This window comes from Ammonicoccus luteus (assembly GCF_050880385.1).
Taxonomy (GTDB): Bacteria; Actinomycetota; Actinomycetes; order Propionibacteriales; family Propionibacteriaceae; genus Enemella.
This window is the reverse complement of record NZ_JBNZCI010000002.1, coordinates 239,096-252,085: the sequence shown is the minus strand read 5'-3', so window position 1 is coordinate 252,085 and position 12,990 is coordinate 239,096. Positions and strand designations below refer to the sequence as shown.

The following is a 12,990-nucleotide window of genomic DNA, read 5'->3' as shown; positions in this document are numbered from 1 at the left end:
CTCTCCAGTCCGGGGGATTATTTCTTGGTCTTCGGGGCGAATCGTGCGGCGATGAACCGGCCGATGAGGTTCAGCGCCATCACGATGAGGATCAGCACCAGGGCGCCTGCCCACGCACGCGCGTAGTTCGCGTCGGGGTTGGTGCCGGGCTGCATGTATTGGTAATAGACGAACACCGGCAGGGTGGTCATCTGGTTGATCGTCGGATCCGGCAGCGGATTGGTCACCATGTTGGTGGCCAGGCCTGCGGTGACCAGCAACGGCGCGGTCTCGCCGATGATGCGGGCGATCGCCAGGATCACACCTGACACGATGCCGGAGATCGCGGTCGGGATGACGACCTTGAGGATGGTCCGCCACTTGGTCACACCAAGCGCGTAGGAGGCCTCGCGGAGACCACGCGGGACCAGACGGAGGACCTCCTCGGCATTGCGGACCACGTAGGGGATCATCAGGATGCAGAGCGCCACGGCGCCGGCGAGACCGGACTTGGTGCCGGGGCCGACGAACAGGACGAACATCGAGAAGGCGAACAGGCCCGCGACGATCGACGGGATGCCGGTCATGACATCGACAAGGAACGTGATGCCGCGGGCGAGCGCGTTCTTGCCGCCGTACTCCACCAGGTAGATCGCTGTGAACAGCCCGATCGGCACCGAAATGAGGGTGGCAATTCCGGTGATGATCAGGGTGCCCCAGATGGCGTGGACGGCGCCGCCCGCCATGTCGCCGTAGACGCCACTCATGGAGTTGGTGAAGTAGGTCGCATCGAAGCGGCCCACGCCACGACTGATCACCTGGAAGATCAGGGAGACGAGCGGGATGATCGCCAGGGCGAACGCCAGGAACACCACGTATTTGGCGATCCGGTTGGCCGCCTGACGGCCGCCCTCGACGCCGGCCGAGGCGGCGTACATCACGAGGAGGAACAGCACGAAGCCGACCACGACGAGCAGCGCGATGTTGAACGAATTGAGGAGGGCGAGCAGCGCCGCGGCGACGGCCAGCGCGACCACCCCGGCAGCCAGCTCCATCCACTTGGGCAGCTGACCGGAGGTCAGCGGGTTCTTTGCGACGCTCCGCTCCACGGGCTTCGGATCCTGGATCGAGGTGCTCATGCGCGCTTCTTCTTCCCCTTGGATTCCTCGACCTTGGCCTGCTGCAGGCTGACGATGTAGCGCGCGAGCATGTTCACGCCGAGGGTGATGGCGAACAGGATCAGACCGGTCGCGATCAGCTGATTGACGCCGACGCCGTACGCCTCCGGGAAGGCCAGAGCGATGTTGGCGGCGATGGTGTTCGGGTTCTCCGAGGTGAGCAGCTTGAACGTGATCGCCGCGCCACCGGACAGCACCATGGCGACGGCCATCGTCTCACCGAGCGCACGGCCCAGGCCGAGCATCGACGCGGACACGATGCCGGACCGGCCGAACGGGAACACAACCTGTCGGATCATCTCCCAACGAGTGGCGCCCAGGGCGAGCGATGCCTGCTCCTGCAGCGGCGGAGTCTGGAGGAAGACCTCGCGCGACAGCGAGGTGATGATCGGCAGGATCATCACCGCCAGCACGACCGCTGCGGTCAGCATGGTGCGGCCGGTGCCGGATGCGGGACCCGCGAACAGCGGGATCCACCCCAGGTTGGCGGTCAGCCAGCCGTAGAGAGGGGTGATGGCCGGGGCGAGGGTATTGATGCCCCACAGACCGAAGACGACGGAGGGCACGGCAGCCAGGAGGTCGATGGTGTAACCGAGGCCGGCGGCCAGCTTGCGCGGTGCATAGTGCGAGATGAACAGGGCGATGCCGATGCTCACCGGCACGGCGATCAGCAGCGCAAGCGCCGACGACCACAGGGTGCCGAAGACGAAGGGCGCCACATAGGGCCAGAAATGGCCGTTGCCGTAGGGGAGCGACCCCGGTTCGGCGGTAAAGGCCGGGAGGGCCTGGAGGATCAGAAAGAGGGCGACCAGACCGAGGATGACGAAGATCATGATGCCGGAACCCAACGAAAGGCCCTTGAAGACCTTGTCGCCAACTTCGCGCCTGTTCGTCGCCAGTCCGACTTCTACGGCTGACTCATCCTCGACCTGCGGTGCCCGCGTGGGTGCAGTCGTCACGGTTGGAGTCTCCAATACAAACGAAAAAAATAGAACCGTGTTCAGAAAATCGGAACGCTCGCCCCGTGTTGGAGCCGGGGCGAGCGTTGCCGAGTGGGGTCCCGGGCCGTGCCGGCCCGGGGCTTTCAAATCACTTGATGGAGTCGACCGAGGTCTTCACCTTGGCAGCGAGATCGCTGGCGAGCGGGGCGCTGCCGGCGGCCTCTTCCGCGTGCTTCTGGCCCTCCTCGGAGGTGATGTAACCGATGTAGTCCTTGACCAGGTTGGCCTCGGTCTCGTCCTGGTAGTCCTCGCAGACGATGGCATAGGCGACCAGAACGAACGGGTAACCGGCGGCGGTGCGGTCCAGGTTGAGGGCGTGGTCGTTGTCCGCGCGGCCATCGACCTTGGGGGAGGCGGCAACGACCTGGGCAGCGGCCTCGGCGGTCGGGCCGACGAACTCGCCACCGGCCTCACGGGCGTACTGCACCGTGTTCATGCCCTTGGTCTGAGACTCGTCGGCGTAACCGATGGTGCCGTTGCCGTTGCGGACCGCGGCGACGACACCGGAGGTGCCCTTGGCGGCCTCGCCACCGAAGGCGGCCGGCCAGTCACCGGAAGCCTTCTCGCCCCACGCGTCACCGGCAGCCTTTTCCAGGGTGTCGGTGAAGTTCTCCGTGGTGCCCGAGTTGTCGGACCGGTGAACCGGGGTGATGGCCTGGTCCGGGAAGGTGACGCCCTCGTTGAGCGCGGCGATCTTCGGGTCGTTCCAGTTCTTGATCTCGCCCTTGAAGATGGCGGCCAGCGTGGCGGCGTCCAGCTTCAGCTCGTCGACGCCCTCGACGTTGTAGACCACGGCGATCGGCGAGACATAGACGGGGAGGTTCATCGCGTTGGACTCGGGGGTGCACTTGGCGAACTTGCCGGCGCCCATCTCGTCGTCCTTCAGCGCACGGTCGGAACCGGCGAACGCGGCGCCACCGTTGATGAACGCGGTGCGGCCGGCGCCGGAGCCCTCGGGCGCATAGTTGACGGTGACACCGGGCTGCTGCTCGCGGTACTTCGCGATCCAGGCCTCCTGGGCGGCCTGCATCGAGCTGGCGCCGGTGCCCTGGATCTGGCCCTGGAGCTGCTCGCCGGTCTGGCCCTGCTGCTGGCCATTGCCCTGGCCGGCGGGGGTGGTCGGGGTCTCGTTGGCAGCGCAGCCGGTGACGACAAGTGCGAATGCGGCGGCGAGAGATGCGCCGACGGGGAGGATCTTCACGGTTTTCCCTTCACGGGTGACGGGTTTTCGAGCCGGAAATCCCCGGCTTCCGTGTTCGCACGGTAGGCACGACGAGTGACCGATCCAGACTGTTTTGGTTAACGGAAGGTGAACGACAAGCGGGTATGCGGAATCGTTATCGGCCAATTCTCTGGACCAGGCTGCGACTTGTGACCGGGGTGCCGTCATTTGTGAGGGCAACGACGAGGGCCTCGGCCGTCGCGAACGGTTGGGGCGGTGCGCCGACCCCTTCGAGCATGGCGGGCAGGACTGGGCGATGACCGCAGACCACCGTGGCAGTCGCATTCCGGGCGGTGTGCACAGCCAACTCGGCAGCCACGACGCGAGCCACATCGGGATCCCGCGCGCTCGTCTCCTCGGTGAGCTCCCGCCAGCCCTCGAGCGGGAGTGCCAGGGCCCGCGCATAGGGATTCACGGTCTGGAGGCAGCGGGTCGCCGACGAAGAGACCACGCGGCGGATCCCGAATGCCGTCAGGAACGGAATCAGAGCCCGCGACTGCCGGCGGCCCCAGTCGGTGATCGGCCGCTCCGAGTCGAGAGCGGCCCACAGCTTGCGAGGCAACGCCTTCGCGTGCCGGACGATCACCAGGGGAGTGACCGGCGGCAACGCAACGGCCTCCATCAGTCGGTCCCGCTCATCGGAATACGACAACCACTCGATCGCCTCCGACACTGGCAACCACTCGGTCTGATCCACTTCGTGGACGTCCTGGATATCACCGGGCTCGCCGTAGGCCTCGGCGAGCCACCAGTCGACCTGCTTGAGACCGGCTTGGACCCGATAGCGATGCGGGGACAGGGGTGCGGTGAGGCGGACCCGAACCCCGGTCTCCTCGGCGACCTCCCGAGCTGCGCACGCGGCGTCCGTTTCGCCCTTGTCCAACTTCCCCTTCGGGAGCGACCAGTCGTCATAGCGAGGTCGGTGGACGACGAGCACCTCGGTCTCGTCGGCCTCGCGGCGGAGGACCACCGCGCCGGCTGCGCGCACGTCCGGCTGTTTCATTTCCCTGGCTCCTTGGCGCGACGACGGCCGGCGGTGACGTGGATGAGGTGTTCCTGCAGGTCACGGAGCGGGCTGCCGTCGGGCCCCCGAGTGTGTTCGACCCACCCGTCCGCGGTGAGCCACCAGCCGACGGTCCCGTCGTCGAAGGCGAGATCGAAGAGCTCCCCGATCTGAGCGACATGGCCCGGGTTGGTGATCCCGACCAGCACCTCCACCCGGCGGTCGAGGTTGCGGTGCATCAAATCGGACGAGCCGAGGCCCACCACGGGCCGACCGCCGTTGTTGAACCAGAACAGACGTGAGTGTTCGAGGAAGCGACCCAGGATCGACCGCACCCGGATGTTCTCGCTCAGCCCGGGGACTCCCGCGCGTACGCCACAGATCCCACGCACCCACAGATCGACCGGAACGCCCGCCTGGGACGCCGCATAGAGCGCGTCAGTGATCGTCTCGTCGACGATCGAGTTCACCTTGATCCGGATGCGCGCCTCCCGGCCTGCACGGTGATGGGCGATCTCGGCCTCGATGAGATCCAGCAGGCCCTGCCGGATCGAGTGCGGCGCCACGAGCAAACGCCGATAGCGCGTCTCCGCGGTGCCACCGGACAGGTGGTTGAACACTCGCGCCACGTCGTCGGTGATGACGGGGTTGGAGGTGAGGAGGCCCATGTCCTCATACATCCGCGCGGTCTTCGGGTTGTAGTTCCCGGTCCCGATATGGGCATATCGGCGGAGGCCCTCCGCCTCGTCCCGGACCACCAGGGACAGCTTGCAGTGGGTCTTGAGGCCGACCATGCCGTAGATGACGTGGACGCCGTACTGCTCCAGTTTCCGTGCCCAAGCGATGTTCGCCTTCTCGTCGAAGCGGGCCTTGATCTCGACCACGGCCAGGACCTGCTTGCCGGCCTGGGCGGCCTCGATCAGCGCATCGATGATCGGGGAGTCGCCGGACGTTCGATAGAGCGTCTGCTTGATCGCGAGCACCTGCGGATCAGCGGCGGCCTGCTCGATGAACCGCTGCACGGAGGTCGCGAAGGAGTCATAGGGGTGCTGCAGCAGCACGTCCCGCTTGCGCAGGGAGGTGAACAGGTCGGCGGGCTGGGCGGTCTCGACCTCGGCGAGATGGGTGTGGGTGATTGGCAGGAAGGCGGGATAGGAAAGATCCTCGCGGTCGATGGACACCAAGGAGAACAGGCCGGTCAGGTCGAGGGGATTCGAGACGCGGAAGGCTTCCCGTTCGTCGATGTCGAGTTCGTCCAGCAGCAGGTCGAGGGTCTGCTCGTCGATGTCGTCCTCGACCTCGAGCCGCACCGGCGGCCGCCCCACCTTGAGGCGCAGCAGTTCCTTCTCGAGAGCGAAAAGCAAATTCTCCGCGTCGTCCTCCTCGACCTCGAGGTCTTCGTTGCGGGTGACCCGGAACACGTGGTGGGCGAGCACCTGCATCCCGGAGAACAGTTGGTCGAGATGGTGGGCGATGACGTCCTCGAGGGCGACGAACCGGCCGTTGCCGAGGGTGATGAAGCGGCTGAGCACGTTCGGCACCTTGACGCGGGCGAACTGCCGGAGCCCGGTCTGGGGATTGCGCAGGAACACGGCCAGGTTGAGGGAGAGGCCGGAGATATAGGGGAACGGATGGGACGGGTCGACGGCGAGCGGTGTGAGCACGGGAAAGATGCGCTCCGCGAAGAGCGTGCGCATCTGGTCCTTCTCGGTCCCGGTCAGCTGGGCCCAGGGCAGGATGTGGATGCCCTCGGCCGCCAGGGCCGGGCGGACATCGTCGCTGAAGACTCGCGACTGTTCCTCGACGAGCTCGCGGGTCCGCCGCAGGATCGCCTCGTGCAGGTCGCGGGGGAGAAGGCCGGAAGCGCTCGGGGTGGCCACGCCGGCTGCGATGCGGCGCTTGAGCCCGGCCACTCGCACCATGAAGAACTCGTCCAGGTTGGACGAGAAGATCGCGAGGAATTTCGCTCGCTCCAGCAGCGGGATGCGGCCGGCGTCCTTGGCCAGGGCGAGAACCCGCTCGTTGAACGACAGCCAGGACAGCTCGCGTTCGGCGAAGCGGTCCTCCGGCAACCAGGCCTCCTCGTCGGTCAGGTCGCCCGGCTGGGTCTCCAGCGGGTCGGCCTCGGCGCGGTCGGCCAGGCCGGTAGTGACAGGGATGTCCATGGGCTCAGGCGGTTTCTGGGGTGGGCGACGAATACATAATGTCGCGGTTGGCAATCTCGAATCCGGTGGACTCATAGAGATCGACAACATAGCGCTGATCGCCCTCCACATAGAGGATCACCCGCTCCGCACCCCCGTCCGCGAGGTGCGCAAGGCCGAGGTGGAGCAGTGCACGGCCCACTCCGCCACCGGCCGCCGCAGGATCGACGCCGATCACATAGACCTCACCGGTCGCTGCATCATGCCGCTTCGTCCAGTGGAAGCCGACCACCTTGTCCTCCCGGGTGGCGATCAACAAGCCGGTCGGGTCGAACCAGGGCTCGGCCATGCGCTCGCGGAAGTCCTGGTCGGTCATCGCGCCCTGTTCGGGATGGTGGGCGAAGGCTCGGGCATTCACCCGGACGAGGTCCGGCAGATCCTCCGGTGCAAAGGCGCGGACCTTCACGCCGTCCGGGAGCGTCGCCGCGGACAGGTCCGTCAGAGCCCGCGCCATGACCAACAGTTCCCGGACCGGTTGATAGCCGAGTGCGGTCGTCAGAGCCCGGGCAGCAGGCAGGTCACCGAACGACCACATCCGCAACGCGAAACCCTGCGCGAGCCGGTGAGCGCCGTCCGGATCCCGGGGATCGAAACCCAGGGCGCGAATCATCGCCGTCGCCACCCCACGGCGGCGATGCTCGGGATCCACCACCAACTGCGCGACCGGATCGTCGGTGGTGTGGTCGAGAAAGCAATAGCCGGCGAGCTCGTCACCGACACGGCAGAGCTGATGGGCGGTGCCCGGATCGCAGGTGGTGCGCCCGATCTCCAGCATCGCTGCCTCGTTGCACGGTGCGACGCCGTCCGACTCCTGGGCCTTGGCTATGAGGGACTGCACCCGGAGACGTTGGTCGGCACTGAGGGTCGAAACGGTCTCCGGAATCGGAGTGGCGGTCGCGGTCATGCGGCGTACGTTATCCGATCGTGATGTCCGGGTGGCCTCGCCTCACCCGCCCGCGAACGGCGGAAGAACCTCGACCTGAATCGGCGCGGTCAGCTGCGCGTCGCGTTCGTCGGTGGCGATCCGGCGCCCTTCCACGAGTATGCTGCTGATCCCGATCACTCGCTGGAGGTCCGGTCCCCGCCGGTCACCGGCCTGCGCGAGGGCCTCGGCGACCGTCGCTGCCTCGACGGTTTCCTGGTCCACGCCGGCAGCTGCAGCTGCGCCGGCCCAATAGCGGATCGAAACGGGAACCATGGCCGCATCCTCGCACGGGAGATCTTTGATGGCGCAACTGCTCCTGCTCACCCGGGACACCGCCACCTCCGCAGAGATTCTCCCCGCGCTGGGTCTGTTGTCGCACCAGCTGTCCGTCGCGGCGATGGAGAGTGCCAGCCTGCTCAACGCGGAACCGGACGTGGTCGTCATCGACGCGCGGCTGGATCTGGTGGGTGCGCGGAATCTGTGTCGTACGCTCCAAGCCGCCGGCAACGGACTGCCCATTCTGCTGATCGTCACCGAGGGCGGACTGGCCGCGCTGTCCCCCGAGTGGGCACCGCAGGACTTCGTCCTGGTCACGGCCGGCCCTGCGGAGGTCGAGGCCCGCATCCGGCTGCTGGCGGCGACCGATGCCTCCGACGACGTGATTCGTGCGGGACGGGTCGAGATCGACGAGTCCGCCTACACGGCTCGGCTGGACGGCCGCAGCCTCGACCTGACCTACACGGAGTTCGAGCTCCTCAAGTTCTTCGCCGCCCATCCGGGGCGAGTGTTCAGCCGCGAGCAATTGCTCAGTGAGGTGTGGGGCTATGACTACTACGGGGGCACCCGGACCGTGGACGTCCACGTCCGCCGACTGCGGGCGAAGCTCGGAGACGCGGAGTCCCTGATCGGGACGGTTCGCAACGTCGGCTATCGGTTCGACCCGCGCTGAGCCGGGCCGTCGATTCAGTCGGCGTCCAGCACCAGCGTCACCGGGCCGTCGTTGACGAGCGCGATCTGCATGTCCGCACCGAAAACCCCGGTCTCCACGTGCGCACCCCGCGTACGCAACGCCGCGACGAACGACTCGACCAAAGGCTCACTCACCGCTCCGGGCGCTGCCGCGCTCCACGACGGGCGCCGGCCCTTGCGGGTGTCCGCATAGAGCGTGAACTGGGACACGACGAGGATGGGCGCGCCGATGTCGGAGGCCGACTTCTCATCGGCGAGGATCCGCAGCTTCCAGACCTTGTCCGCGAGCCGGTCCGCGATGGCCGCGGTGTCGGTGTGGGTCGCCCCGACCAGGACGACCAGCCCGGGCGCGGGGAGGCGGCCGACCACGTCACCGGCGACGCGCACCTCAGCCTCCGCCGCCCGCTGCACCACGACCCTCACGGCGACACCAGAAAGAACGGGAGCAGTCCGGGGTTGTGGGCATGCACGATCGCGAGAAACACGACGACGTCGAACAACAGGTGCACGATCAGCACATACAACAACGACCCGGTCTTGCCGAAGATATAGCCCTGCAGCAGTGCGAACGGCGCGGTGATGAACGGTCCCCAGGCGCGATAGCCCAGTTCCCACAGGAACGACACGAAGATCACGGTTTGCAGGATGTTCGCCAGCCACACCGGGAAATGGCGGCGCAGCAGCGCGAAGCAGGTGCAGATGAAGAACAGCTCGTCCCAGGTGCCGACGAAGTTGACGCCGATGAAGAAACGGACGATCTCGCTGGTGTCGGTGATGTGCGGCCAGTTCTGGTAGGCGCCCGACCGGATGAAATAGAAGGGCAGGATCAGCCAGCCCAGGAACGGCACGAGGAACAGATAGCTCTTCTCGAGCCGCGACCATTTCCGGCCGGTGATCAGTGGGAATCTGATCGCGCGGCGCTTGAACACCAGCCGGTCGATGAGCACCGGGGTCAGCACGGCCGCGAGCAGCACCGACCCGATCCGGAAGAACGACGGCCAGCTGACGTCCGCCTCGACCGAAGTCAGCGAGACGATGAAGATGCCGATCCCGATCAGCCCGAGATCCTTGAGCAGTTCCCGGTCGAGCCGCCACGCGAGACCCAGCCCGGTGGCCAGCAGTGCGTACCCGACCAGCAACCACCACAGCGACCACTGGGGGAAGGCGAACCGCAGACCGAACATGAAAAGGGCCGCGAGTGCGACCAGCGCGGCAGCCGCCGCGTGCGCCTTCGGCGGGGACGTCACCTGCTCCGTCGCCGCCGTCTCCATGCGCCTCAGCATGCCATCTTTTTTCTCAACTAGTCTTGCGGGGTGCTCCTTCAGACCACCGCGGGCGAGATCCACACCTGGCTGCTGGTCGCCTTGGCGGTCGCGGCCGGGATCGGGGCGTTGATCGCCGCCGTGCGAGTGCTGCGGGGTCGGCCCCCGCGCACCGATCGCATAGCGCTGACGGCCGCAGCCCCGGGGCGGGACGCATCCGGGCAGGACGACGACGAAGAACGGGACGACGATGAATGACAACGAGCAGGGGAGCCTGGACTTCTCCTTCCCCGACGGCATGCACCCGGATCTGCGGGGGCTGTCCTGGCTCATCGGGCACTGGGAGGGCCACGGTCACACCCAGTGGCCGGGCGCCGGCGACCGCAAGGTGCTGCAGCAGATCGATTTCGCTCACAACGGTCAGCCCTATCTCCACTATCTCCTGCAGGTCTTCGTCGACGAGGACGGCAAACCGGGCGACCCGGTGGTCATGGAGTCGGGATTCTGGATCCCGGGCGAGAAGAACACGGTCATGGCGGTGATCTGCAATCCGGAGGGGGTCGCGGCGACGTGGCACGGCACCATCACGGGGCTGCAGTCGAAGCCCGGTGGTGAGCTGGCCACCAAGATCGAACTCACCACCGACGCGGTTCTCAGCCAGGGCACCCACACGGCCGGCAGCCGGATCTACGGCTACATCGGAGGCAAGATGATGTTCGCGGTCGACCGCGCCGACCACGAGGTGCCGATGCAGCCCTGGCTGTCGGGTGAGCTGGAGCGTCGCGACGGACCGCGCGGGGCCTCGCGATGAGCCGGGTCGAGGTCGAGACGGGGCCCGACGCGGGCGCTGCCTGGCACTACGGCGACCCCATCGGTGAGCAGCGACTTCTGAGCGAGGGCCGGGGTGCGGTGCTCCTCGATCATCGCGATGTCATCTCGATCTCCGGACCGGACCGCCTGGATTGGTTGCATTCGTTGACCACCCAGCACCTCACCGGACTCGCCCCCGGGGTCGGCACGACCGCGCTCGTCCTGTCTCCGCAGGGACATGTCGAGCACGTGCTGTACGGCGTCGACGACGGCGACGTCTTCTGGGCGCACACCGAGCCGGGCCGGGGGGCGGCGCTCGTCGAGTGGTTGCAGCGCATGGTGTTCATGCGGCGGGTCGAGGTCGCGTTGCGTACGCCGGAGTTGGCGGTCGTCTGGCAACCGGGCCCGGCGCCCGCCGGTCACCGGATCGTCAGAGCCGGCGCGGACTCGCTCGGTGGCCACGAGTCGTTCATCCCGCGCGACCACGTGACCGAATTCCTCGGACTGCTCGGTGACGGCGAGAAGCCGCCGCTGGCGGGTCTGTGGGCGTTCGAGGCCCTGCGCATCGCCGCCGGCGTTCCTCGGATCTTCGTCGACACCGATGCACGGACGATTCCCAACGAACTCGGCGTGATCGAGGTCGCGGTGCATCTCGACAAGGGCTGTTATCGAGGGCAGGAGACGGTCGCGCGGGTCCACACGCTCGGGCGGCCGCCGCGCCGGCTCGTGCTGCTGCATCTCGACGGGTCGATGGAGGAACTGCCGGCAGTGGGCGCCGAACTGCGGCCCGCGGGCCAGCCGGACGGGCGAGCCCTGGGCTTCGTCGGCAGCTCGTCGCGGCACCACGAACTCGGCCCGATCGCGCTCGGGCTCGTGAAACGCAACACTCCGGTCGACGCGACTCTCGAGGTCGCCGGAATCGCGGCCGCGCAGGAGCCCCTGGTGGATCCCGAGGTCGGTCTCCACATCCGGCCCAAGCTCTGAGCAGCCCGCCCATGTGGATTCCCGAGCGGTTCGCCATGAGCCGCGACGAGACGCTCGAGCTCCTCAACGGCATCGCTGCTGCGGACCTGATCACCCCGCACGGCGACGGGGTCGAGATCACCTATCTGCCCTGGACGTTCGACGCGTCCGTCGGGGAGCAGGGCTCGTTGCGGGCGCATCTGGCGCGGCAGAACCCGCACGCCGATGCGCTGGCTGCGGGCCATGCCGAATCGGTCGTCGTCGTCCACGGGGTGGACTGCTATGTCTCGCCGAAGTGGTATGTCGGTGGCGGCGTCCACCAGGTCCCCACCTGGGACTATGTCGTCGCGCACGTGCACGGTCACGTGACCGTGCACACCGACCCTGACTGGCTGCTCGCCCACGTGCGGGAACAGGCGGAGAAGTTCGAAGCCGGTTTCGCCGAGCCGTGGACGATCGAGGACGCCCCGGCCGACTTCGTCGCGGGCATGTGCCGGGCCATCGTCGGGGTGGAACTGACGATCACCCGCATCGAGGCCAAGGCCAAGCTGTCGCAGAACAAGTCGCCCGAGATCGTCAGCGGCATCGTCGCCGGCCTGCGCGGGCTCGGGGACCACGCGGCCGCGGATGCGGTCGAACGGGCCAACCGCGGGAAACAGTGGCCCCCGCTGCGCACGCGCTATCGCACCGATTGAGCTGCCTCGGTGCCGGGCGAACGTGGGGGTTCGGTCTCGGTGGGCGGGGGTAATAGGGTCACCTGTGTGATCTGGGACAACTTCCGTGCTGCTCTGCTCGATCTCGACGGGGTGGTCACACCGACCGCTGATGTGCACATGGCGGCGTGGGCACACCTGTTCACGGCCTATCTGGCCGAGCGCGGGGCGCCTGCGTACGCGGACTCCGACTACTACGACTATCTCGACGGCAAACCGCGTTATGCCGGCGTCCAGGCGCTGCTCGCGTCGCGCGGGATCGAACTGCCCTATGGCGATCCGACCGACGATCCGGCCCTCGAGACCGTCTGCGGGCTCGGGAACCGCAAGGACGCCGTGTTCAACGACACCCTGTCCGGAGAGGGCCTCGAGGCCTATCCCGGATCGTTGCGGTTGCTGGACTTCCTGGACGAGCGCGGCATCGCGAAAGCCATCGTGTCGTCGTCGAAGAACGCGCGTGGGGTGCTGACCGCTGCGGGCATCGTCGATCGCTTCCCGGTCATCGTGGACGGGCTCGTCGCCGCGGAGCAGGGGATCCCCGGCAAGCCGGCACCGGACATGTTCTGGTTCGCCGCCGACCAGCTCGGCGTTCCGCACGAACAGGCGGTGGTGTTCGAGGACGCGCTGTCCGGCGTGCGCGCGGGTGCCGCGGGCGGGTTCGGCCTCGTGGTCGGCGTGGACCGCGGCACCGGCGCGGATCGGCTCCGCGAGGCGGGCGCCGGGCTGGTCGTTGCTGAACTCGACGAACTGATCTGAGCACG

At 67.4% G+C, this 12,990-nt stretch carries 15 protein-coding genes; 6 read left to right on the top strand and 9 right to left on the bottom strand.

Annotation, left to right across the window (positions count from 1 at the left end; translation table 11 throughout):
- Window positions 1-17: 17 nt before the first annotated feature.
- The 7 genes from pstA to ACQ260_RS06480 form a co-directional block, all read right to left on the bottom strand.
- Window positions 18-1,118: a phosphate ABC transporter permease PstA gene (pstA, locus tag ACQ260_RS06510; RefSeq protein WP_432558607.1), complete on the bottom strand. Its 1,101-nt coding sequence runs from the start codon at window positions 1,116-1,118 to the stop codon at window positions 18-20.
- Window positions 1,115-2,116: a phosphate ABC transporter permease subunit PstC gene (gene pstC, locus ACQ260_RS06505; protein WP_432558606.1), complete on the bottom strand. Its 1,002-nt coding sequence runs from the start codon at window positions 2,114-2,116 to the stop codon at window positions 1,115-1,117. Before pstC ends, pstA begins: the two co-directional genes overlap by 4 nt.
- A 130-nt stretch (window positions 2,117-2,246) precedes the next feature.
- A complete protein-coding gene (gene pstS, locus ACQ260_RS06500; RefSeq protein WP_432558605.1) occupies window positions 2,247-3,359 on the bottom strand; it encodes a phosphate ABC transporter substrate-binding protein PstS in 1,113 nt (370 codons plus the stop codon).
- A 136-nt stretch (window positions 3,360-3,495) separates the two neighbouring features.
- Window positions 3,496-4,383, bottom strand: a complete 888-nt coding sequence (locus ACQ260_RS06495) for an NUDIX hydrolase (protein ID WP_432558604.1) — start codon at window positions 4,381-4,383, stop codon at window positions 3,496-3,498.
- Entirely contained in the window at window positions 4,380-6,548 is a 2,169-nt protein-coding gene (locus tag ACQ260_RS06490; RefSeq protein ID WP_432558603.1) for an RNA degradosome polyphosphate kinase, read from the bottom strand. Before ACQ260_RS06490 ends, ACQ260_RS06495 begins: the two co-directional genes overlap by 4 nt.
- A gap of 4 nt (window positions 6,549-6,552) precedes the next feature.
- A complete protein-coding gene (gene mshD, locus ACQ260_RS06485; protein WP_432558602.1) occupies window positions 6,553-7,491 on the bottom strand; it encodes a mycothiol synthase in 939 nt (312 codons plus the stop codon).
- A 42-nt stretch (window positions 7,492-7,533) separates the two neighbouring features.
- Window positions 7,534-7,785, bottom strand: coding sequence for a MoaD/ThiS family protein (locus ACQ260_RS06480; protein ID WP_432558601.1), 252 nt, complete (start codon window positions 7,783-7,785; stop codon window positions 7,534-7,536).
- 28 nt (window positions 7,786-7,813) lie between these two features.
- Between ACQ260_RS06480 and ACQ260_RS06475 the strand changes: the two genes are divergently transcribed.
- Entirely contained in the window at window positions 7,814-8,461 is a 648-nt protein-coding gene (locus ACQ260_RS06475; protein WP_432558600.1) for a response regulator transcription factor, read from the top strand.
- 14 nt (window positions 8,462-8,475) lie between these two features.
- On the opposite strand, the gene dtd is transcribed toward ACQ260_RS06475, so the two are convergent.
- The gene (gene dtd / locus ACQ260_RS06470) at window positions 8,476-8,904 is read right to left on the bottom strand and encodes a D-aminoacyl-tRNA deacylase (RefSeq protein ID WP_432558599.1); all 429 of its coding nucleotides are present in this window, start codon (window positions 8,902-8,904) and stop codon (window positions 8,476-8,478) included.
- The gene (locus ACQ260_RS06465) at window positions 8,901-9,764 is read right to left on the bottom strand and encodes a CPBP family intramembrane glutamic endopeptidase (RefSeq protein ID WP_432558598.1); all 864 of its coding nucleotides are present in this window, start codon (window positions 9,762-9,764) and stop codon (window positions 8,901-8,903) included. Before ACQ260_RS06465 ends, dtd begins: the two co-directional genes overlap by 4 nt.
- Window positions 9,765-9,794: 30 nt before the next feature.
- On the opposite strand from ACQ260_RS06465, the gene ACQ260_RS06460 reads away from it, so the two are divergent.
- From ACQ260_RS06460 to ACQ260_RS06440, 5 genes are all read left to right on the top strand, one after another.
- Window positions 9,795-10,001: a hypothetical protein gene (locus ACQ260_RS06460; RefSeq protein ID WP_432558597.1), complete on the top strand. Its 207-nt coding sequence runs from the start codon at window positions 9,795-9,797 to the stop codon at window positions 9,999-10,001.
- A complete protein-coding gene (locus tag ACQ260_RS06455) occupies window positions 9,994-10,554 on the top strand; it encodes a heme-binding beta-barrel domain-containing protein (RefSeq protein ID WP_432558596.1) in 561 nt (186 codons plus the stop codon). The genes ACQ260_RS06460 and ACQ260_RS06455 overlap by 8 nt, the downstream gene beginning before the upstream one ends.
- The gene (gene ygfZ, locus ACQ260_RS06450; protein ID WP_432558595.1) at window positions 10,551-11,537 is read left to right on the top strand and encodes a CAF17-like 4Fe-4S cluster assembly/insertion protein YgfZ; all 987 of its coding nucleotides are present in this window, start codon (window positions 10,551-10,553) and stop codon (window positions 11,535-11,537) included. Before ACQ260_RS06455 ends, ygfZ begins: the two co-directional genes overlap by 4 nt.
- Before the next feature lie 11 nt (window positions 11,538-11,548).
- The gene (locus tag ACQ260_RS06445; RefSeq protein ID WP_432558594.1) at window positions 11,549-12,211 is read left to right on the top strand and encodes an FMN-binding negative transcriptional regulator; all 663 of its coding nucleotides are present in this window, start codon (window positions 11,549-11,551) and stop codon (window positions 12,209-12,211) included.
- Between the two features lie 66 nt (window positions 12,212-12,277).
- Window positions 12,278-12,985, top strand: a complete 708-nt coding sequence (locus tag ACQ260_RS06440) for an HAD family hydrolase (protein ID WP_432558593.1) — start codon at window positions 12,278-12,280, stop codon at window positions 12,983-12,985.
- The last annotated feature ends 5 nt before the right edge of the window (window positions 12,986-12,990 follow it).

Bases quoted from the DNA above. Each gene is read 5' to 3' on its own strand.
- pstA (WP_432558607.1), bottom strand. From the start codon at position 1,118: ATGAGCACCTCGATCCAGGATCCGAAGCCCGTGGAGCGGAGCGTCGCA.
- ACQ260_RS06455 (WP_432558596.1), top strand. From the start codon at position 9,994: ATGAATGACAACGAGCAGGGGAGCCTGGACTTCTCCTTCCCCGACGGC.
- ACQ260_RS06490 (WP_432558603.1), bottom strand. From the start codon at position 6,548: ATGGACATCCCTGTCACTACCGGCCTGGCCGACCGCGCCGAGGCCGAC.
- ygfZ (WP_432558595.1), top strand. From the start codon at position 10,551: ATGAGCCGGGTCGAGGTCGAGACGGGGCCCGACGCGGGCGCTGCCTGG.
- ACQ260_RS06465 (WP_432558598.1), bottom strand. From the start codon at position 9,764: ATGCTGAGGCGCATGGAGACGGCGGCGACGGAGCAGGTGACGTCCCCG.
- ACQ260_RS06495 (WP_432558604.1), bottom strand. From the start codon at position 4,383: ATGAAACAGCCGGACGTGCGCGCAGCCGGCGCGGTGGTCCTCCGCCGC.
- ACQ260_RS06475 (WP_432558600.1), top strand. From the start codon at position 7,814: ATGGCGCAACTGCTCCTGCTCACCCGGGACACCGCCACCTCCGCAGAG.
- ACQ260_RS06480 (WP_432558601.1), bottom strand. From the start codon at position 7,785: ATGGTTCCCGTTTCGATCCGCTATTGGGCCGGCGCAGCTGCAGCTGCC.
- mshD (WP_432558602.1), bottom strand. From the start codon at position 7,491: ATGACCGCGACCGCCACTCCGATTCCGGAGACCGTTTCGACCCTCAGT.
- ACQ260_RS06445 (WP_432558594.1), top strand. From the start codon at position 11,549: ATGTGGATTCCCGAGCGGTTCGCCATGAGCCGCGACGAGACGCTCGAG.